This window comes from Morganella sp. TYF_1 (assembly GCF_043105645.1).
GTDB classification, from domain to species: domain Bacteria; phylum Pseudomonadota; class Gammaproteobacteria; order Enterobacterales; family Enterobacteriaceae; genus Morganella; species Morganella morganii_B.
Window position 1 is genome coordinate 19,880 of sequence record NZ_JBICLU010000028.1, and the last position, 20,030, is coordinate 39,909.

At 51.9% G+C, this 20,030-nt stretch carries 18 protein-coding genes; 3 read left to right on the forward strand and 15 right to left on the reverse strand.

Annotated elements, in window-relative coordinates:
* Positions 1-3: 3 nt before the first annotated feature.
* Positions 4-948, reverse strand: a complete 945-nt coding sequence (gene nikB, locus ACF8OF_RS19875) for a nickel ABC transporter permease subunit NikB (RefSeq protein WP_025152574.1) — start codon at positions 946-948, stop codon at positions 4-6.
* A gap of 13 nt (positions 949-961) precedes the next feature.
* Positions 962-2,536 (reverse strand): nickel ABC transporter substrate-binding protein, encoded by a 1,575-nt coding sequence (gene nikA / locus ACF8OF_RS19880; protein WP_392497469.1) that lies wholly within the window; start codon positions 2,534-2,536, stop codon positions 962-964.
* Positions 2,537-2,924: 388 nt separating this feature from the next.
* Between nikA and ACF8OF_RS19885 the strand changes: the two genes are divergently transcribed.
* Positions 2,925-3,260 (forward strand): zinc ribbon domain-containing protein YjdM, encoded by a 336-nt coding sequence (locus ACF8OF_RS19885; RefSeq protein WP_025152572.1) that lies wholly within the window; start codon positions 2,925-2,927, stop codon positions 3,258-3,260.
* Positions 3,261-3,410: 150 nt separating this feature from the next.
* On the opposite strand, the gene ACF8OF_RS19890 is transcribed toward ACF8OF_RS19885, so the two are convergent.
* The 9 genes from ACF8OF_RS19890 to ACF8OF_RS19930 form a co-directional block, all read right to left on the reverse strand.
* The gene (locus ACF8OF_RS19890; RefSeq protein ID WP_262861204.1) at positions 3,411-3,767 is read right to left on the reverse strand and encodes a helix-turn-helix domain-containing protein; all 357 of its coding nucleotides are present in this window, start codon (positions 3,765-3,767) and stop codon (positions 3,411-3,413) included.
* Between the two features lie 66 nt (positions 3,768-3,833).
* Positions 3,834-4,652, reverse strand: a complete 819-nt coding sequence (locus ACF8OF_RS19895; RefSeq protein ID WP_262861205.1) for an adhesin — start codon at positions 4,650-4,652, stop codon at positions 3,834-3,836.
* 19 nt (positions 4,653-4,671) lie between these two features.
* Positions 4,672-5,217, reverse strand: coding sequence for a fimbrial protein (locus ACF8OF_RS19900; RefSeq protein ID WP_262861206.1), 546 nt, complete (start codon positions 5,215-5,217; stop codon positions 4,672-4,674).
* Between the two features lie 10 nt (positions 5,218-5,227).
* On the reverse strand, positions 5,228-5,710 hold the full coding sequence (locus ACF8OF_RS19905) for a fimbrial protein (RefSeq protein WP_025152557.1): 483 nt from the start codon (positions 5,708-5,710) through the stop codon (positions 5,228-5,230).
* A gap of 11 nt (positions 5,711-5,721) precedes the next feature.
* Entirely contained in the window at positions 5,722-6,258 is a 537-nt protein-coding gene (locus ACF8OF_RS19910) for a fimbrial protein (RefSeq protein WP_392497473.1), read from the reverse strand.
* Positions 6,259-6,276: 18 nt separating this feature from the next.
* Entirely contained in the window at positions 6,277-7,035 is a 759-nt protein-coding gene (locus tag ACF8OF_RS19915; RefSeq protein WP_262862377.1) for a fimbria/pilus periplasmic chaperone, read from the reverse strand.
* The gene (locus ACF8OF_RS19920; protein ID WP_392497475.1) at positions 7,032-9,689 is read right to left on the reverse strand and encodes an outer membrane usher protein; all 2,658 of its coding nucleotides are present in this window, start codon (positions 9,687-9,689) and stop codon (positions 7,032-7,034) included. Before ACF8OF_RS19920 ends, ACF8OF_RS19915 begins: the two co-directional genes overlap by 4 nt.
* Before the next feature lie 21 nt (positions 9,690-9,710).
* Entirely contained in the window at positions 9,711-10,268 is a 558-nt protein-coding gene (locus tag ACF8OF_RS19925) for a fimbrial protein (RefSeq protein ID WP_262861210.1), read from the reverse strand.
* 69 nt (positions 10,269-10,337) lie between these two features.
* Entirely contained in the window at positions 10,338-10,865 is a 528-nt protein-coding gene (locus ACF8OF_RS19930) for a fimbrial protein (protein WP_025152552.1), read from the reverse strand.
* 651 nt (positions 10,866-11,516) lie between these two features.
* Here ACF8OF_RS19930 and ACF8OF_RS19935 point away from each other — a divergent pair.
* Positions 11,517-12,080, forward strand: coding sequence for a tyrosine-type DNA invertase (locus ACF8OF_RS19935; RefSeq protein ID WP_262861211.1), 564 nt, complete (start codon positions 11,517-11,519; stop codon positions 12,078-12,080).
* Between the two features lie 179 nt (positions 12,081-12,259).
* The gene (locus ACF8OF_RS19940; protein ID WP_349466292.1) at positions 12,260-13,210 is read left to right on the forward strand and encodes a nucleoside hydrolase; all 951 of its coding nucleotides are present in this window, start codon (positions 12,260-12,262) and stop codon (positions 13,208-13,210) included.
* Between the two features lie 427 nt (positions 13,211-13,637).
* On the opposite strand, the gene ACF8OF_RS19945 is transcribed toward ACF8OF_RS19940, so the two are convergent.
* The 4 genes from ACF8OF_RS19945 to ACF8OF_RS19960 form a co-directional block, all read right to left on the reverse strand.
* The gene (locus tag ACF8OF_RS19945) at positions 13,638-14,786 is read right to left on the reverse strand and encodes a porin (protein WP_025152549.1); all 1,149 of its coding nucleotides are present in this window, start codon (positions 14,784-14,786) and stop codon (positions 13,638-13,640) included.
* Between the two features lie 400 nt (positions 14,787-15,186).
* Positions 15,187-16,434: a sigma-54-dependent transcriptional regulator gene (locus ACF8OF_RS19950; protein ID WP_392497479.1), complete on the reverse strand. Its 1,248-nt coding sequence runs from the start codon at positions 16,432-16,434 to the stop codon at positions 15,187-15,189.
* Complete coding sequence (locus tag ACF8OF_RS19955) at positions 16,427-18,349, reverse strand: ATP-binding protein (RefSeq protein ID WP_275984208.1); 1,923 nt, start codon at positions 18,347-18,349, stop codon at positions 16,427-16,429. The genes ACF8OF_RS19950 and ACF8OF_RS19955 overlap by 8 nt, the downstream gene beginning before the upstream one ends.
* Positions 18,350-18,426: 77 nt before the next feature.
* Positions 18,427-19,683, reverse strand: coding sequence for an ABC transporter substrate-binding protein (locus tag ACF8OF_RS19960; RefSeq protein WP_392497481.1), 1,257 nt, complete (start codon positions 19,681-19,683; stop codon positions 18,427-18,429).
* Positions 19,684-20,030 lie beyond the last annotated feature (347 nt).

Sequence of the window (20,030 nt, forward strand, 5' to 3'; positions counted from 1 at the left end):
CGCTCATTCGATACCCTCCGCAGAGAGACGGATGCGGGGATCCGCAATCGCATAAATAATGTCCACAATCAGGTTACAGAGGACAAAAATCACCACCATCAGCAGGGTAAAGCACTGAATCACCGGATAGTCCCGGTTCATAATGGCAGAGACCGCATAGCGCCCCACACCCGGCCAGCTGAAAATACTCTCGATAATCAGCGCGCCGCCGAGCAGTTCCCCGATATGCATGCCGATAGCCGTGATCACCGGCAGCCAGGCGTTACGCAGAATATGCGAACGCTCCACCGTCATTTCGGATAACCCGCGCAGCCGCGCATAACGGACATGGCGCTGCCCGGCGACCTCGAGCATGCTTGCCCGCAGTAATCGTGCATTAATTGCCAGTGACATCAGCGAGATAGCAATCACCGGCATCACCAGATGTTTTGCTTCCCCTTTGCCCATCGGCGGCAGCCAGCCGAGATGAATGGAAAACAGCAGGATCAGCAGGAACCCCAGCCAGAAATTCGGCATGGAAACCCCGATAAACGCAATCACCCGCACCAGCTGATCCGGCCATTTTTCGCGGTAACGTGCCGCCAGCATCCCCATCGGCACAGACAGAATAATGGTCAGCGCCAGTGCCAGCCCCGCCAGTTGCAGCGTGGCGGGCAGAAAATAGAGCAGATCCGGCAGCACCGGTTTCTGTGTGGCATAAGAGATACCAAAATCCAGATGCAGCGCGTCAGACAGCCAGTGAAAATACTGGGTCATGACCGGCTTATCGAGACCAAGAAGCTCGCGGGCGCTTTCCACTGCCTGCGGGGTCGGCGGAATTTTGGATAACCGCAGATAATCCAGCGCGGGATCAGACGGCCCCAGGCGCAGGATCAGGAAGATAAACAGCGAGGTGCCGAACAGCATCGGGATCAGCAGCAGCACCCGCCGGAAAATAAATCGCATCATAATCGCAGACCTGTTACTTCGCAGCCGGTGTCAGCTGGTCAAACGGGATCTCATTCGACATTGCGCTGAACGGCACATCGCCGATTTCCGGTTTTGCCACCGCAATGGCGGTGATGTAAGTCAGCGGCAGATAAACCGCTTCTTCATGCAGACGGGTCAGGATGTCGTGATACAGTGCGCGGCGCTGTTTTTCATCCGTGGTGGTCAGCACCTGTGTGATTTTGGCATCGATCTCTGCTTTATCCGCCAGTCCCTGCTGTGCCTGGTAATCAGCATGGGACGGAATACGCATGGAACTGACAAACGCGTGCGGGTCAAACGGCGCACCCCAGGTGCCGTTGAAAATCATCCCGAAACGACCATCTTTCTGACGCGAGTAGATACTGCTTTCCTCTTCCCCGACCAGCTTCACATCAATCCCGGCGCGACGCAGATCGGCCTGAACCACTTCAGAAATCGACTTCGCCACCGCATCGGTACCGACAAAATTCAGCTCCACCACCAGCGGCTCACCATCTTTTTCACGGATACCGTTTTCGGTTTTCGCTTTCCAGCCGGCATTTTCCAGCAGGGATTTCGCTTGCTCAACGTTATAGGCATACGGTGTTAAGCCGGCGTCTGCATACGGCACATTTTCTGAGAAAAGGGTGTCCGCTTTTAATTGCGTGCCATACAGTACCTTTTCAATCATTTTATCTTTATCAACCGCGTGATTAATGGCTTTACGCACGGCTACATCACGGGTCGGACCGGTTTTGGTATTGATAGCCAGTACCAGTGATTCCAGTGGCGCTGAGAGTTTGGTGGTATAGCCCGGCATATTTTTAAAGCGCTGATAGGTGTCCGGATAAATAATGCCGTCCGTGCCATATAATAAATCCACCTCACCGGCTTCAAATGCCACGGCACGGGTATTCGGATCCGGAATCACTTTAAACGTGACGGATTCATACACCGGCTTTTTACCCCAGTACAATTCGTTGCGGATAAATTCATCTTTCTCGCTCAGACGGGATTCCGTTAATACCCACGGGCCGGTACCAATCGGTTTAATAATGCCGTCTTTGGTGCCGCCGTCTTTAAACTGTGACGGCGCAATAAAGCGGAACGGACGCGGCAACGCCAGCTCCTGTAAAATAGGATAGTAAGCATCTTTCAGGGTAATTTTTAACTGATTCGGGGCGACATCCTCAACCGCCGTAATCTGATTGGCCAGTTCAAGCCAGGCATGGCGTTCACGGTTTGCCAGAATGGCATCAAAGTTTGCTTTAGCCGCAGCGGCATCAAATGTCTCACCGTTGGAGAACTTCACATCATCACGCAATGTAAAAATATAGGTTTTGCCGTCATCCGAAACTGTCCATGATTCCGCCAGCCAGGGCTTTACGGTTCCGTCATTCATATAACGGACCAGCGGCTCATACACCATGGTTTGTCCGGCCATCTGATTCGGCGCGTACTGATGCGGATTCAGCGGCCCCACATTCACCGGCCAGGCAAAATTTAAATGCGGATCGGCAAACGCGGTATTTAGCGACCCGGCCACAAGCGCCGCAGACAATAATAAAGAACGGACAACGTTACGCATATTTCACTCCTGATGTGCCACAGACAAATAAATAAAAAAGTCAGAAACCGGTTATTAAAATAATGCAGTTTCAATATATAAGAGTCTGTTGCGTAATTATGTACTCCCCCTGAGTACTTATTCTGAAAAAAAAGATAAACTCCGGTTATTTTCAGTACTGACGGGTTTTTCAGGAAACCGGAGGCTGTTATTGCGTGAGTTACCTGTTTATTGTCCGCGGATCGGAAAAAGCGATAACCACACGCTTTATCCGGTAAAAGCTGCAAAAAAGTGCCAATCCCGCTATACTGGCGGCCGCACTGGAGACAGTGCGCCTGAACACGGGCAAATATCACCTCATCGTGTGACGATTTGCTGCTCCCCATTGTGAAAATCTGAGAGTCTCATTATGTCATTACCTTCATGTCCGAAATGTAATTCTGAATACACCTATGAAGACGGTGCAATGTATGTGTGCCCTGAATGTGCCCACGAGTGGAATGATGCCGAACCGGCAGCAGAAAGTGATGAGCTGATTGTCAAAGATGCCAACGGTAATTTACTGGCGGACGGTGATGCCGTGACAGTCATTAAAGATCTGAAAGTCAAAGGCAGCTCATCCATGCTGAAAATCGGCACAAAAGTCAAAGGTATCCGTTTAGTGGAAGGTGACCACAATATCGATTGTAAAATCGACGGCTTTGGTCAGATGAAACTGAAATCTGAGTTTGTGAAAAAGAACTGATTGCCTGATATAAGATTGCTGACAAAATCCCGGCCTGTTTTTTCCCGGACTTTGCCAACAATCTGAGGCTCCGCCATACCGGCGGAGCCGCTTTTATTTTTCTGTTCTGTTTAAATACACGCAATCGCTGATAATAATCAGATAGATTATTTATTGCTTTATTTCATCCGGTTTCCTTTTGTACCGGGAGGGTACGGATAATCCATATTCCGGGACAGATTCCGCCGTATAAATATCCGCTTTCCCCCGGACGCATTCGCGGTATGAACGCGTATCCGGACAGTCAGCAAAAAACCAGCTGACCGGTGTCTGTAAAACGTCAGCCGCCCTGACCAGCAGGCTGACATTAATCTGGCTGCATCCCCGCTCATAACGCGAGAACTGCTGCTGGCTGATCCCGAGATGGTCTGCCAGGCGGCTGCCGGACCAGCCCAGTTCTTTCCGCTTGCGGAAGATCCGGTAGCCGACAGATTTATTCACGGTTAAATCAGTATCTTCTGTAATCATATTTCAGTCTCCTTCCGGGCTCACAATGCTGCCGGGTTCCGCAGCACCATGAAAGAAAATAAGAAATTACGGCATAACAAGAATGATGGATCCGGACCCTTCAAAAGCCCCGGGGGCAACCCGTCCGTTCACTTTCAGTACCGATTTCACATCCACCTGAGTCGCACCACCGGCCGGGACATGAATGGGCGCACCCCGCTCGCCGGGATTGCCGTTAAGATAAAGATCCGCATACAGGCTGTTATCCGGTCGCAGCGGGACACGGCCGCTGTCTGAGCCGGAGGCGATCACGAGGATATCCATATCCAGATTGCAGGTGACGGTGATATTTTGATTGCGGGCCGCATCCGGCAGACTGACTTCATCAATATCCCCGTAATCCAGAATGACTGAGCCGCTGGTTACCTCACAGGCCCCCACCGGTGGCGGCGCGATACCGCACAATGATCCCGGCAGCAGACGACCGTTCTTCGACCAGCCGCCTGATGCGGATTCATAGAACAGCCCCACACACTCCTGATTAGAATTCAGCGATGGCCCTCTGTGTTCTGCTTTTCCCTGATAAGGCAGAGAGATATTGTTCAAAACCGCATCGCGTACTTCCGCCAGCGTTTTCAGCTTTTCCACGCGGACAATGGATTTGGTGGAGGAACCGGGAGAACCATCCACATCATGTTTGTGGTTGATATTGATCCAGCAGACAGACCAGCCGTAGCAGGGATTAGGGGCAGAAGGGTCTTCCGGATCCCAGCGTTCGATAATGTAGGTGTAAACCGCATCCGTCGGTTTCCCTGAGGATTCCGTGATATAAGAGAAGATGGATGCCCCCGCCGAAGCGGACCAGAGCAGCGCCACCGCCACTGTTATTTTGATAAATCTGTTCATAGCGAGTCCCGGTTACCCGTCAGTCATAATTAAGATGAAATGTCGCAATGGCACTGAACGGCCCGCGTTTAATGGTTTTGTTTGCCAATGCATCCGGTTCGCCCTGCACATAGGCACGGAAATTCAGCAGCGTCAGTCCGTCGTTCAGTGTGATCTGCGGTGATACTTCATTGACCGCCAGCGCCGTACCGTCCGCATTTTCCAGCCCGACCGCAATCCCTTCCGCCTGACTGCCCGGACTAATGGCCAGCGCCCCGCCGATAAACGGATTTTCATCCCCGGCAAACATCACCGTGACCCGCTTGCCGATGGAGGTATCACACTCCGAAAGCCGGATTTGAAACTCTTTTGACGGTGTCCGCTGATAGGCGTACAGGTTTTTATCAGGGATATTGCCGAACGGCAGTTCCACGGTTTCATCCCCCGGATGTATCGTGCAGGGTTCATCCACCAGCGTGCCGTGAAAATACAGGTTGTCAGGGACAGCCCCGGCATCCGCACCCGGCAGTGATAACAGAAGCACACCGCAGGTACTGATAAAAAAGCGTCTTACTGTTTCATTCATTGCCTTGCTCCTACTGATATTCCGCCAGCAGTGTGGCGGTCACATCAAATGCACCTTCCGGCAGTGTGCTGCCCGGCCGTTTTACCGGCACCGCCTGAATCACCGGCGGGTTATCCGGTGATACCGCAATGCGTTTGTTGAGCGTGAACGGTTTTCCGTTCTGCGTCAGGTGGATCGCCAGGTCGGGGATGTTGGTCTGTAAAGCCGCATCATCAAACCCACTGACCGGGCCGGTGACCGATAATCCCAGATCCCAGCCCTTGATATTATCCTCACACACCAGGGTGTAATTGACCGCCCGGGTGTAATTGACACCATCCACTTTATGCACGCCGACGTTGTCACCAAAAAACACATCGATCACGCCGTTGTCACTGATTGTGCAGGCGGGCGGCACCAGCAGAGTGCCAAACAGCTTCATGTTCGGAGCGGCTGCGCTGCCCGCTGCGGCACACAGCAGCAGTATCAGTAACCGCCGGTAATGTTTTGCCATGGTCAGGCTCCTTACTGATAATCCAGTTCCAGTGTTGCCACCGCCGAGAAATCCCCGCCGGTCAGCACCGCCGTCATATCACGGACAGGTACCGCTTCCAGCGCCGGAAAGGCCGGATAAGTAAATTTCACTTTCTCACCGGGATTGAGCTGCCGCCCCTGATAAAGCATGCGCACCCCCAGCCCGGCGATTTCGGTCTGCAGTAATCCGGCATCAAACCCGGCGGTATTGCCGGTGATAGCCAGCGTCATGGCATTGGTTGGCATCTTTGTGCACTCCGCCGTGTAATTGACCGGCTGTTTGTAGCGCTGACCGTCAATGCGGGTGCTCATCACCTCCCCGAAATCCACCAGGATGGTATTGCCGTTGTTGATGACACACGGCGGCGGCGCAATCACATTGCCGCGGATAGTGATATAGGTGATCCCGGGCACGCCCCGGATACCGGATACCCGCTCCGGCAGTGCAGCCGCACTTCCCGCAGAGATACAGAGCACAACCGCCAGTGTCCGCCGGAGGAAACGCTGTTTTCTGATCCGCTCATCCATGGTTTATCCCCTGTCTGCTCAGTTACCGGCTGCCGTTTTTGTCACACGGCACTCTGTGCCGCTGCAACTGAACTGCAACTGCGGACGGCCGCCGTAGTCATTGATATAACTCAGCACCGGCGCACTGCCGAGCGCAGATGCACTGAGGCCAAGTGTGCCCTGACTTTTCGGTGCCACCATCAGCGGGGAGAACCCGTTCAGGCTTTTGCCGCCCAGCCCGCTGAGGGCATCCACAATCGTCACGTAATACGCGGTCGGGTTATGGACTTCATAGTGATCACCACGGCGCGTCAGAGTGATTTTTTCCTGCCACGGATTCGTCAGATCCGTTTGTGAGGCATAAATCGCTTCTGGGCGGTAAAACAGTTTGATGCGGGTCTGCAGGGCGATTTGCAGGACATTCTGCCGGTTACTGCGCGGCGGAATTTCCCGCAGATTGAAATAGAAGACACTTTCCCTGTCCTGCGGCAGTGCGGCTATCGCCGGTAACGCCTGAATTTTTACCTGACTTTTATCACCCGGCTCAATACGCTGCACCGGCGGCAGAACCACCAGCGGCGACGAAATTTTTTCTCCGTTCTGATCCTCAATCCATCCCTGCGCCAGATACGGCAGCTCTTTATTCAGATTGCTGACATTCAGGCTGACCGATTTTTCCGCTCCGTTGAAAATGACGCGGGTTCTGTCCAGCGCAATCGCCGCGTGCGACTGTGCTGAGGCCAGCAATACAGCGGCAACAGCCAGAACAGAGAGACGGGTTTGTTTAACTGACATCATAATGAATCACTCATTTCGTTACGTGTGGAAGGTGCCGGGTCTGCCCGGCCTGTGATATTCAGCCATTTTCCCTGCTGTGGGCGGTCAGCCGGCGGCGGGGAAGGCGGCAGCGCAACCGGCTGCGGTTTTTCCGGGACGGGTTGCGGCTCTGCGCCGCAGGTCAGCAACAGGGTGTACAGCGCCTGTCCCGGTGCAAGTTCCGGTACCGTCATGCGGCACGCGGCCTCACTGCCGCGCCGCAGCGTCAGAATATCCCCGCTGTTGATACCGCTGAGATACACCTGCCCGCCATCATTGACGATCCCCAGTTCGCGGTTATCCGCCGAGGTCACCACGGCACCGAACGGCGGCGCACTACCGTCCGCCAGACGGATAGTGGCCATGGCTTTTTGTCCTGACAGCACATCAAACTGACGGTAGCCGATGGCGCCTTCTGTCAGCGTCAGCTGCTGAACAGAGCGGCGTGCTTCCGCATTTTCCGGCAGTTTGTTGATATCGATGGCGGCACTGTTACGGAAATAATTATTCATATCCGGCAGAACGGCTTTCCCGAAGCGGTTGGTATAGCTGAGTGCCCCGGTGCTTCTGACCGGCACATCCGCCACGCCGCCGGTATCCACCAGCAGACGGGCGCTGCCCGGCATATTGATGCGGTGGAATGCCCCGCCCTGCGGTGTCATCGTCACCCCGCCCTGAAGCGAAAGTGATGCTGAGGTATATTCCCCGTCAATATGTCCGGCACTGGCAGTGACCAGCGCGCTGTCGGCATAGTGCATGTAATAGCCGTCAACGGAGGCTTTGCCGTTGCTGCTCAGACCGGTGCCGAGGCGGTAACTGTTGTTATCATCCGGACGATCGTAATAACTGACATTATGGGAATTACCATGACGGTTGATCATGCTGTTGTAGCTGACCGTGGCGCGATCCCCCAGCGGCATGCTGATATTGAGATACACCCCGTCATCATTCTTATCCTGATATTTATTGCGGTATGCGGATACGCTGATATTGATGTTCTTATAACTGCCGATATCCATGTACTTCGCCAGCGACAGGTTATAGTTGTCGTTATCCGGCCGGTTCCAGTAAGTCTGGTGGCTGTAGTTCAGATAGGTGCTCAGCCCGATATCCGGGAACTGCTTGCTGAACATGATGGTGTACAGCTCTTTATTGTTATCCGCGCGGTTATCGCTGTAGCGGCGATCCAGATACTGATTCATGCTCATAAAGTCGCGTTCGGAGAAACGGTATCCGGCGAAGGTGACCTGGCTGTCCAGTTCCTCAAACCGTTTGGAGTAACTCAGGCGGTATGAGCCGCCGCGATACTGTTTGTCTTCCTGCGGCAGACGGGCAAAAGATTGGGTGGCATCAAAAGAGATGGCCCCGAAGGCCATCAAATCACGACCAACACCAAGAGAAACAGCGTTATAGTCCCCGGCAACCAGGGAGCCGCCGTATAATGACCAGCCGTTACTGATCCCCCACGAGAATTCCCCCATACCAAAAACAGGGCCTTTCCCGTGGCGGCCGATTTCGGACGGCTGCCCGGCGGCAAGTTTGTACTGCACCCGGCCCGGGCGGGTCAGGTAAGGAATGCTGGCGGTATCCATCTGAAATGACTGTACAGAGCCATCCTGCTCTTCCACCCGGACATCCAGTTTGCCGCTGACCGCATCATTAATATCCTGAATACGGAACGGTCCCGGCGCGACCAGAGTTTCATAAATCACCCGTCCCTGCTGACTGACGGTAATTTTGGCATTGGTTTTCGCCACCCCCGTCACTTCCGGTGCATAGCCGCGCAGATTCGGCGGCAGCATATTGTCATCAGTGGCCAGATTGACCCCGATATAGCGGAAGTTGTCGAAAATATCCGAGCGCGAGAAGGTTTCCCCCATCGTCAGTTTTGCCTGTAATGAGGCAATCGCCCGGTAGAGATAGGTCTGGCTCCATGTCCAGTTATGTTCGGAGCGATCCCCGGAACCGGTGGTGTGACGGAGATTGGCCTGCCAGTCGGCACGGACACGCCAGACCCCGAGGTTTGCCCCGGCAGTCCCGTTCCCGGTGACCTGCTGCGTCTGTTTGCCCTGTGCCGGGTCATTAATACCGGCATTCACGTTGTAATCAAACAGTACGCCGGAAATCCCCTCATCCCAGCGGGAAGGCGGATCCCAGTTAGCGGCGGTGTATTCCAGATAAGCCTGCGGCAGTGTCAGGATAAGCTCACTGTCCGCCAGTTTCGGTGACACCGACATACCGGGCAGTGACGCGGTATCCAGACATTTGCCGTCATTCCACCAGCGCATGCGTTCTGTCCACGCCGGTTTCAGCCCGGCCTGTGCCATCAGTTCCGGAGATAAACAGGCAACACTGCCTTTCGGATCATCCGGCGGCGCAATATAGGAGACCGGATAACTATCAGGTAACTCACTGTTATTCACCCGGATAAAAAAGTCGTAGGTGCCGGGCATGATATAACCGGCACGGGAAAAATCGGACAGATCAATATTCTGTTTATCGTTTACATCGAGAATATCAGTATTAAATTCAACATCCTGATTATCCGGATAAGCTGCCTGCGGGATACCGGTCAGAATAAATGAAATCAGCACTGTCAGTCTCCGGCGGGAGACGGTACTCAGCGGAGTTACCATAATGGATCCAGTCAGCTCGGTTTAATAATATTCCAGCTTGAAACCCACTGTTGCCCGGTAATAACCGGACTGAAGTTCATCACTGTTTTTCACGAGACGCGCCTGATATCGCAGCGCCATATTATTGAGATCAATATCTGCGGGCGGTAAGGGTTTGCCGGGAACCGCCTCATTCCCGTTGCGGTCTGAAATCGATAAGGAAGCCCCTTTGCCGGAGCCGGTCAGCTGAAAACGTCCGTCCTGCTCAGCGCCCTCAAACGTGACCCGGAAACGGAGATTATCCGCCGTACCGCCTTTCACCGGCTGCACGGTGCATTCCGTCAGCCTGATCCAGAAATAGTCTGCGGGTCCCTGCCCTTCATCACGCAGCTGCGGAACGGAAACATCGGTCAGCGCCACGGCCTGCTCACGGCTGGCGGTGGAAATCGTACAGACCGGCTCAAGGATTGTGCCCTGCATCTGCACCGCACCGAAACGCAGACTGGTTTTTGCATCCTGTTTCGTTTCGCCTGCTGCTGTATACGCGGAAAAACACACTATTATTATCAGCACTCCCTGAGGGATGACTCTGCTCACCATTTCCTGCCTCCGCTGAACGCACACAACTGAAAAGCGGCACGGCTCATCCCTGAACCGTACCGGTATTAATTACTGATAAGTCAGTGCGAATGTCGCGATAGCGGTGAAGTCACCCGGGACCGCTGCTTCAGCAGAAGAACCCTGTAAATACGCCGCGAAGTTCAGATCGTTATTACCATCACGCAGTGCCTGTGCCGCGCTTGGTGTGCCTAATTTGATCTGTTTTCCGCCCGCATCGGTAATAACAACGGCTGCATTTTTGGCGATCCCTTCAATACCCAGGGAACCGGCCAGAATATCAGCGGCCTCAGAACCGGTGAATGTGGTCTGTACGGTTTTGTAGGTTTCTGTTGTGCAATTCTCTAATGCGATTTTAAAATCACGGGAATTACTGCGGCCGCCGTCTTTCAGTGCGGCAGTGGAGATCTGGCCTAACGGAACAGTCTGGTTTTCGGTATCAGGTGTAATAGAGCAAGGTGCGTCAATAATTGAGCCGGTGAATTTAACAGTACCGTGTCCCTGATCAGCAGCAGACGCCGCACCTGCAACCACAGACATACCAAAGCCCAGCACTAATGCTAATTTATTCAAAGTCATGTTATTTCCTATATTACGTTCTGCTTTTTTGATATTAAAAATAACGCGGTCACACGCGGAAATATGAAACCGCGCGGCGTTATCGTTATTTGATGAATATGTCTGTTCCGTTATACGGATATAAAAAAACGGGACAAAATACATCAAATTGTCCCGTTAAGAATGAATCGCTGTTATCGTAAAAAAATAAAGAAAGCTGTTCTTTTTTATCACGTAAAACAGGTGAATATCACGTTTATACCCTTCTCTGTTTTTAAGCACTGTAAAAAATAATGACAGCCCTGAAGCAGACAGCCGCCACCCGGCAGAATAAAATATTAACCTTTTAAAAATTAATGAGTTATGTATTGATAATTTGACTAACCCATCAGTATTTGACTAAGGTGAAACCTTTAGTGATAATTACAAACAATTTGATGTATTTTGTCTTTTTTTAAATTGAGAATATTTACCTCTTTACAGAAGTCTTAAACTGATCACTCTCAGATTAAAAAAGGCCAATTCCTGATTGGTTTTTATGAATATATTGTCAATACGTAAACACTTTGTAGTACTTTCTTTCCTGTCCGTTGTCTTTATTCATTTTTATTACTTGCTATAGTGATATCTCTGGTTTTTATGAAATTATCGGACAATAAACAGGAATAAATCATGGACAAACGTAAGTTTCTGACCCGTTATGAGGTTGACGCCATCCTGAAAGAAGCCGGGAAAAGCCGGTATGCCGAACGGAATTACTGCATGATTTTAATGTGCTATCTGCACGGTTTCCGCGTCAGTGAATTATGTCATCTGTCACTTTCTGATATTGATCTGGACAGCCGCCTTATTTATGTCCGGCGTCTGAAAGGCGGGCTTTCCACCACACAACCGCTTATCGATGTTGAATATAATGCGCTGGTCGCATGGCTGAATATCAGAAATACCTGGCGTAACCGGGATTTGGAGTGGGTATTTTTATCGCAGAAAAGCGGGGCAATTTCCCGTCAGCAGGTGCATACCTTATTAAAACAGTACGGCAAGGCGGCCAATATTTCCGTGGCACCGCATCCGCATATGCTGCGCCATGCCTGCGGCTATTCCCTTGCGGATCTCGGCCGTGATACCCGTCTGATTCAGGATTATCTGGGGCACCGGAATATTTCTCATACTGTTATTTATACCGCCAGTAATTCAAAACGTTTTCAGCAAATCTGGGATCCTCTCCGCGGATAATCCGGTAACCCGTCTCTGAACTTTCTCTGTTCCCGAAAACAGGCATTATTTTCCGCTGTTATTGTGTTGTTCCTGTGATTATCCGGTCACCGCTCAGATCTTCGGGCGGATTATTATTTTTCCGGGTACAGAGTGTGTAACATAGCAGTGCATGTAAACGGAAAAATAAAGAGGAATATGTGAAGAAAAAAATCATTCTTGACTGCGATCCCGGCCATGATGATGCCATCGCACTCTTACTTGCTTACGGTAATCCGCAGATTGATCTGCTGGCGGTCACCACGGTGGTCGGCAATCAGACACTGGAGAAAGTGACACGCAATGCACTGGCGGTTGCCCGTATTGCCGGGATTACCGGTATTCCGTTTGCGGCGGGCTGCCCGCGCCCGCTGATCCGGGAGATTGAAACCGCACCGGATATTCACGGTGATTCCGGTCTCGACGGGCCGGTTTTACCGGAGCCGGTACTGGCTTTGGATCCGCGCCATGCGGTGCAGCTGATCATTGATACCATTATGGCGCATCCGCCGAAAACCATTACCCTGGTGCCGACGGCAGGGCTGACGAATATTGCGCTGGCCGCCCGGCTGGAGCCGCGCATTATTGACCGGGTCAAAGAGGTGGTGCTGATGGGCGGCGGCTATCACACCGGCAACTGGAGTGCGGTTGCGGAATTCAATATCAAAATAGATCCCGAAGCGGCACACATTGTGTTTAATGCGGGCTGGCCGCTTACTATGGTAGGGCTGGATCTGACACATCAGGCACTGGCAACCCCGGAAGTTGTCAGTAAAATCGCGGCTGTCGGCACAGCGCCGGCGCAGTTTGTGCTCGAACTGCTGGAATTCTTCGGCACCATGTACAAAAGCGCTCAGGGATTTGATTACCCGCCGGTACATGACCCCTGTGCAGTTGCGTATGTGATCGATCCGTCCGTCATGACCACCTGCAAAGTGCCGCTGGACGTAGAGCTGACCGGCACACTGACGCTCGGTATGACCGTTGCGGATTTCCGGGCACCGGCTCCTGCGGATTGTCTGACACAAGTCGCCGTAAAACTGGATCATACCCGCTTCTGGGATTTGGTCACTGATGCCCTGCGCCGGATCGGAGATGTCCGGGTCGCATGACCCTGCAGATGTGCCGGTTCGCCGGCACAATATATAAAACAATCTGATCGTTCCCCCCTCCGGCGGTAAAGCACAAATCATCAAAAATATTATTCATACTTCCTTACATTCTGTCTTGATTAATCATAAGCACAAAATGAATAAATAAAAAACCCAAAATCACATCAATAGTTAAATGTTTTATCCTGATATGAACTATTATTACAGCGTTCGAACAAATTCTTATTGGTGATTTGTCTGTGTCGATTCAAATTACAAGCAATAAGCCAAAAAAGGAGGCAACCGCCTCCTTTTTTACCGTCTGAAGAAAAGTAAAATAATAATACTTCCCGCCATGACAGTTTTTTAAGTGATTATTTCACTGATCTTCAGATATAAAAAAAGGAGGCTTTCGCCTCCTTTTTCATTATATGTTCTCTGAATTAAATCAGAACTGGTAAACTAAACCTAAGCCCAGTACGTTGTCGGTATTGATACCGGTACCACGGGTGAAATCGTTTTCGTCTAACAGGTTAATTTTGTAGTCGATCAGTGCAGACATGTTTTTGTTGAAGTAGTAGTACGCACCTAAATCAACATATTTAACCAGATCCTGGTCGTCGCCGTAACCGCCGCTCAGGCTCTTACCTTTAGACTGCAGGTAAGCGATGGACGGACGCAGACCGAAATCGAACTGATACTGAGCCACTAACTCGATGTTCTGAGTTTTGTTAGCAGTTAAGCCACGGTTGTCATCGTTATTACCGTAGTGAGTCATGTTACGGGTTTCGCCGTAAACTGCAGCCAGGTACAGGTTGTTAGCGTCGTATTTAGCACCGAAGTTCCATGCTTCTGCACGGTCACCCAGCGCGCCGCTTGCCAGGTTGTCTTTCTGACCCTGCGGACGTGCGGAGCTTGAATATGCGCCACCAACACTCACACCCCAGCCGATGTCATACGCGGTGGAGAAACCGAAACCGTCACCGTTAGCGGTGTTGTCGTAGCTGTAGGTATCGTTGATTGTGTTGTGAGAACCACGGTTAGCGATAGAGTTATCGTCGTTCGCACCCTGATACTGTAATGCGAAGCTCAGGCCGTCAACGTAACCGAAGAAATCAGAGTTACGGTAAGTCAGCAGGTTTGCAGCACGACCGGTCATGTAGACGTCGGTCTGGGTCATGGTGTCGTTACCGAAGATTGGCAGCACATCGGTCCATGCGTTGGTGTCATAGATAACACCGTAGTTACGGCCGTAGTCCAGTGAACCGAACTCAGCGAATTTCAGACCCGCGTAAGCTAAACGAACCTGGTTTTTGTTTTCGCCTTCAGTGCCGTTGGTTTTGATTTCGTTTTCGAAACGACCAAAGCCGGTTAATTGATCAGTGATCTGAGTTTCACCTTTCAGACCGATACGGAAACGGGAGTCATCACCGTTCTGGCTGTCGCCATAGTGGTCATTGTCGCTGAATAAATGACGAACATCGACTTTACCGTACAGATCCAGTTTATTACCGTCTTTGTTATAAATCTCTGCCGCGTTTGCAGCGCCGCTTAATGCAACAAGCGGGACTAATACAGCTAATAATGTCTTTTTCATTTTATATTCCTATTATATTAACCACTACTCTCTGACTCTATTGACATAAAGCCTTGTAGATTATTCACCCTGAAAGTTCATATTACAACACGATTACAGCTTCATTTGGCGATAAATAGCAATATATGTCAAAAAAAGCACTTATTGCATGCATAATGTGACAAACAGTGTCAAACACAAAGCATTTATTGTTAAATAACAGCCACATAAAGCGCACGAATCGCTAATCATGATGATTACATTGGTGATAGGCGCTATATTTTACGATTAACCGTATCGTTAAAATAATACGAATAAATCATTCAAAATTTTTAAATTAAAAAGCGGTGAAAATAAACAAAAAAACCGGTTTATTTTGCATAAACCGGCTCAAGGCAAAAAATCATCAGATTAGTTTATGTCATATACGGTAATGATGCTTATCCAGCCCGTATTTTTTCATGCGCAGATAGAGTTTCTTACGCGGGATTTGCAGATATTCGGATACATCGTTAATCCGCCCCTGATGAATATTCAGCGCTTCAGTGATAATCTGCCGCTCATAGCTCTCCACCCGCTGATCCAGCGCAGTGGGGGCCACGGACGGCAGCAGCGGGTTCGCTGTATCGCCCATCGGCATAATCCCGACCGCATACAGCTCCGCCGCATTCGCCAGTTCACTGACATTGCCCGGCCAGTGCCGCCGGGTCAGTTTTTTCACCAGCGGTTCCGCAAGGTTCGGCAGCGGATGATTCAGACGGGAACAGGCCTGTTCCAGATAATAGCGGAATATCGGTGCAATATCGGCTTTGCGCTGGGACAGCGGCAGACAGGCAATCTGTGTCATCGAGAAACAGTAATAGAGTTCGGCAATAATCTTCTGCTGTTTGGTCAGCATAATCAGCGGCGTGTCAGCGATCCCGATCAGGCGGAATGTCCGCTGCTCCTGACGGATATGCTGTACCAGCCAGCGCTGCTGGCTGAGCGGCATCAGATCGATATTTTTGATCACCAGTGTGCCGTCCGTCACTTCATCCAGCCAGGCATCCAGCGGGATCGCTTCATCACTGAGCAGGGTTTTGATCACCAGCGGCCCGCGTTTATTGCTGCTGATCTGATGCAGGTAACGCGCCAGATAGGTGCGGCCGCTCCCCGGCTCACCGTGCAAAAAGACCGCTGCATGGGTTTCTGCCAGTCCGCGCAGCTGCTGACGGACATGTTCTGTCCATTCACTTTCTCCGGCAAGATTCAGTGTCAGCTGTTCTGAGCTCCAGCGGCGCTGGGTGACCCGCTGCCTGCGGGCAGCCAGGGCTTTTTCTGTCAGGGTCAGCAGATGCTCCGGATCCACCGGTTTCTGCAGAAAATCCCATGCCCCCTGTTTGACGGCTTCCACGGCCATCGGCACATCGCCGTGACCGGTGATCAGCAGTACCGGCAGGTATTTGTCTTTTTCCAGGAATAACGCCATCAGATCGATACCGGAGCATCCCGGCATACAAACATCACTGAGCACAATGCCGCACCAGTCGCGGTGAACCAGCTCTTTTGCCGCCAGCGGGTCATGACAGGCATAAACACGATATCCGGCCTGCGCCAGCAGCATGCAGTAAGCTTCCAGCACATCCGTATCATCATCAATTAATAAGATATCGTAGTTATCATCAAGCATATTCAGTTACCTTTTTAAAACTCAGGATCACACATCCGTTACCGGTCAGTGTGGATGCGATCCGCAGACTGCCGCCCAGCTGCTGCATGATCGAACTGCTGACCGACAGGCCGATCCCGAGACCGATTTCTTTACTGGTAGTAAAGGGTTTCATCAGTGAATCCGCCAGTTCTATCGGCCAGCCGCTGCCGTTATCACTGATAAAGAGGGAAATTTCATCACCGGATTCCGCAAAATCGATAACAATTTCCGCCGCTGCCGGTGAGGCATCCAGCGCATTGGACAGCATATTGACCAGCACCTGCTGTATACCGATGGTATCTCCCTGCACCTGCGGCAGAAAATCAGGCTGATGCAGAGTGACATCACGCATTTTGTTCTGCAGTGCCAGGATATCCCACGCATCCTGAATGCTCCGGTGCAAATCAATCGGCTGTAATGTCGCGCCATCATCCCGCCGCCGGGCAAACTGACGCAGAGAGCGGATAATACCGTCCATTCGCGTGATCAGCTGCGCGGATTTATTCAGGGCATTCACGGCATGGGTGTTTCCGTCTGCCGCCAGTGCCCGCTTCGCCATATAGATGTGCATGGATAATGCATTCAGCGGCTGATTGATTTCATGCGCCAGGGTGGTCATGGTCTGCCCGACCACCGCCAGTTTGGCGGTCTGGATCAGCTCATTCTGTGTGGCGCGTAAATTAGCCTCAATGGCTTTTCTGTCGGTGATCTCCTGCTCCAGCTGTGCTTTCTGCCGGTTGATCTGATTGAGGGTCTGACGCAGCAGCATGGCCACACGACCGATCTCATCCCGCCCCTCAACCGGAATATCCGCCGTCAGATCCCCGTGTCCGATCCGTGCAACCGCCTGGTTCAGCACCGTAAAGCGCCGGACCAGCCGGGTGCGGATAAAATAGTGGTTAAAAATCACCGCCAGTAATAATGCCAGCAGCGCGGTAATAATAATGATGGTGCCGCTGTAGCTCATAATACCGGAGAGATGATGATTCAGAGTCTGTAACTGACTGTGGCTGTTATCCAGCTGCACATCCAGCTGAGTGCGGAACCGCTCCAGAATGCGATCCTTTTCTGCTGTGGCAGCCGCCAGCTCCGCTTTTGCCGCGCGGTAATTTTTCAGCACACCGGGCATTTTGCTGTCAGACAGGCCGATATCCAGCAGCTCATCAATGGTCTGACTCAGTGTCACGGTGCTCGGATACATATCCAGCGCCGTTTCGTTTGATTCCGCACCGGACTTCAGATAGGTGAGATAGCGGACATAACTGTGCGAATCCGCGCTGCTTTCCGTGTTTTCATTCTGCTCGTCACGCAGACGCCCGGTCAGATCGTCCATAATCTGCCCCTCCAGCCGGGCAAGGGTATAGATCAGCTGTAACTCCCCCTGCACTTTGCGCAGGCTGCCCTGTAAGGCGATAGCCCGGGACGGCTCCTGCTCTATCTGATCCAGCAGAGATCCCTGCTGCCAGCTGATATCCTGTGACAGCGAACTGAGTTCGGTATTGAAATCGTCATGCAGCCAGGCGATCCGCGCGGACAGTGTGTTTACATTTTCCCGCGCCAGAAACAAGGTATACAGAGCATTATCGAGGCGCTGCAACAGAGCCTGCCCCTGCTGCACAATCGCCGCTATCTGAGCCTGATCCTGACCGCTCAGTTTCCGGTTGATCGCTTCGATCTGCGACAGATGCAGGGTGATCTGGTTACGCAGTTGCAGACGGGCCGCCGTATCCGGCGCTTTCAGAAACTCATTCAGCTCATCCACCAGCGTGTTCAGTTGTCCCTCGATCAGAAACGACGCCTGAATACGCGGAAAATAATCGCCCAGCGCGTAGCGGATTTGCCGGTTCTGCGCCTGCCAGGCATACAGACTCACACAGCTGACAATCAGTGTCATCAGTGTGCCGATCACAAACGCGCCGCGCAGGATAGCACTGATACTGAAACGACCGATATAACGGGCAATACGTTGTTTCACCGGACTTTCTCCAGTTCAGCAATCGCTTTGCGCTGCTGTTCGCGGAAGAATTTCTGCCAGCGGATATACTCTTCCTCCGCTTTGCGGTTATCGTCAAAACGCGAATAATAAGCCGGGTCGGTACTCTCCTGTACAGAGACCGGCATGGCGGTCAGCAGCGCACGGATATGCGGCAGCGGATGCTTCACCCGGGCTTCCGCGGTATACAGGGCACGCCAGGCATCGATGGATTCCGTCAGACGGAAGGTGATCGCGGTATCAAACAGCTGCTGTACCATGCGCTGACGTTTGAGCACCAGATTCTCATCCATCTGATGCGGAGAATTCAGCAGGCGGCGCTGCACCGGCTCACGCGGATTTCCCTGCGGCAGCGGTGTGACCGGATATTTACCGGTGCTGCTGTCTGCCAGCACGTTCTGCCCCTGCTCACTGAGCAGAAAACGGATAAAGGCGCGGGCCTTCTCTTTATTCAGGCTGTGGCGGCTTATCGCAACAAAGGTCGGGGATGTGGCGGAATCCGGCAGATAATTAAAAGCCAGCTCCGGGTCACCCAGCAGCAGCCAGGCGTAGTTATCAATCACCGGTGCGGCCCCGCCCAGCCCGGCTTTGATTTTGTCCGCCACACCGAAACTGCGTGATGAGATAGTCGCCAGATTCCCGGAAACATTAAGCAACAGCGCCCAGCCCTCATCCCAGCCGCGCTGCTGTAACAGCGATTCGACCATCAGATGATAGGTGTCCGAGCGTGACGGACTGCTCATCAGCAGCAACCCCTGATAGCGGCTGTCGGTCAGGGAATCCCACGATGCCGGCACCGGCAGATTGTTTTCCGTCATCCGCCGTTTATTCACCAGAATGCCGTAACCGGAAAATGCCACCGCAGCCGCATTACCGCGCAGCCGCAGCGGCACCAGACGCCGGGAAACATCCGGCAGATCCGGAAGTTCCGCCAGCCGGTCATGCTCCTGTAAATGCTGTAATAACATCGGCGACGATGTCACCACCAGATCAACATTTTCCAGTGCCGGGGTATCCAGCAGACGCTCCAGTGCCGCACTGGTGCGGTTAATGGTCCGGATACGGACGGCGCCGGGCTGCTGCTGCCAGCTGCTGATAATATGAGCAGTCGCTTCCGGTGAAAGGGTGGTGGCAATCACCAGCTCATCCGGTTTCGCGGATGCTGACAGACTGAATATCAGTGAGGCGGCGGTTATCATACTGGCCGCAAAGCGGCGGATTCGGCGTTGTGGCATAAGCTGAGTTCTGTATTCGTTTGCGGGGTGTGATTCACATCAAAAAAATGACATCTTTTTCAGTTTGTCGCAAAAGCCCGTTTGAGACAAATATTACCCGTTTGTTTACCGGCATCTGCGCGGCAGATAGTAAAGAAAATAACAAACAGGCACGGTAATTGACGTGATATTTTAAATCATCGCCATAAACAGATAATAACAATGCAGGAAACAATAATAGCAATAAATTACCGCAACGACAAAATAAGAATAAAAGCCTTTACGTTCAATATAAAAGCGATTCATTCATTTTTACTTATCATTCACCTTATTAATTTCACAATGTTTTTCATAGTGATACAAAACAA

Bases quoted from the DNA above. Each gene is read 5' to 3' on its own strand.
- ACF8OF_RS19925 (WP_262861210.1), bottom strand. From the start codon at position 10,268: ATGGTGAGCAGAGTCATCCCTCAGGGAGTGCTGATAATAATAGTGTGT.
- ACF8OF_RS19895 (WP_262861205.1), bottom strand. From the start codon at position 4,652: ATGAACAGATTTATCAAAATAACAGTGGCGGTGGCGCTGCTCTGGTCC.
- ACF8OF_RS19950 (WP_392497479.1), bottom strand. From the start codon at position 16,434: ATGCTTGATGATAACTACGATATCTTATTAATTGATGATGATACGGAT.
- ACF8OF_RS19930 (WP_025152552.1), bottom strand. From the start codon at position 10,865: ATGACTTTGAATAAATTAGCATTAGTGCTGGGCTTTGGTATGTCTGTG.
- ACF8OF_RS19890 (WP_262861204.1), bottom strand. From the start codon at position 3,767: ATGATTACAGAAGATACTGATTTAACCGTGAATAAATCTGTCGGCTAC.
- ACF8OF_RS19945 (WP_025152549.1), bottom strand. From the start codon at position 14,786: ATGAAAAAGACATTATTAGCTGTATTAGTCCCGCTTGTTGCATTAAGC.
- ACF8OF_RS19885 (WP_025152572.1), top strand. From the start codon at position 2,925: ATGTCATTACCTTCATGTCCGAAATGTAATTCTGAATACACCTATGAA.
- ACF8OF_RS19910 (WP_392497473.1), bottom strand. From the start codon at position 6,258: ATGGATGAGCGGATCAGAAAACAGCGTTTCCTCCGGCGGACACTGGCG.
- ACF8OF_RS19960 (WP_392497481.1), bottom strand. From the start codon at position 19,683: ATGCCACAACGCCGAATCCGCCGCTTTGCGGCCAGTATGATAACCGCC.
- ACF8OF_RS19955 (WP_275984208.1), bottom strand. From the start codon at position 18,349: ATGACACTGATTGTCAGCTGTGTGAGTCTGTATGCCTGGCAGGCGCAG.
- nikB (WP_025152574.1), bottom strand. From the start codon at position 948: ATGATGCGATTTATTTTCCGGCGGGTGCTGCTGCTGATCCCGATGCTG.
- nikA (WP_392497469.1), bottom strand. From the start codon at position 2,536: ATGCGTAACGTTGTCCGTTCTTTATTATTGTCTGCGGCGCTTGTGGCC.
- ACF8OF_RS19915 (WP_262862377.1), bottom strand. From the start codon at position 7,035: ATGATGTCAGTTAAACAAACCCGTCTCTCTGTTCTGGCTGTTGCCGCT.
- ACF8OF_RS19920 (WP_392497475.1), bottom strand. From the start codon at position 9,689: ATGGTAACTCCGCTGAGTACCGTCTCCCGCCGGAGACTGACAGTGCTG.
- ACF8OF_RS19905 (WP_025152557.1), bottom strand. From the start codon at position 5,710: ATGGCAAAACATTACCGGCGGTTACTGATACTGCTGCTGTGTGCCGCA.
- ACF8OF_RS19935 (WP_262861211.1), top strand. From the start codon at position 11,517: ATGGACAAACGTAAGTTTCTGACCCGTTATGAGGTTGACGCCATCCTG.
- ACF8OF_RS19900 (WP_262861206.1), bottom strand. From the start codon at position 5,217: ATGAATGAAACAGTAAGACGCTTTTTTATCAGTACCTGCGGTGTGCTT.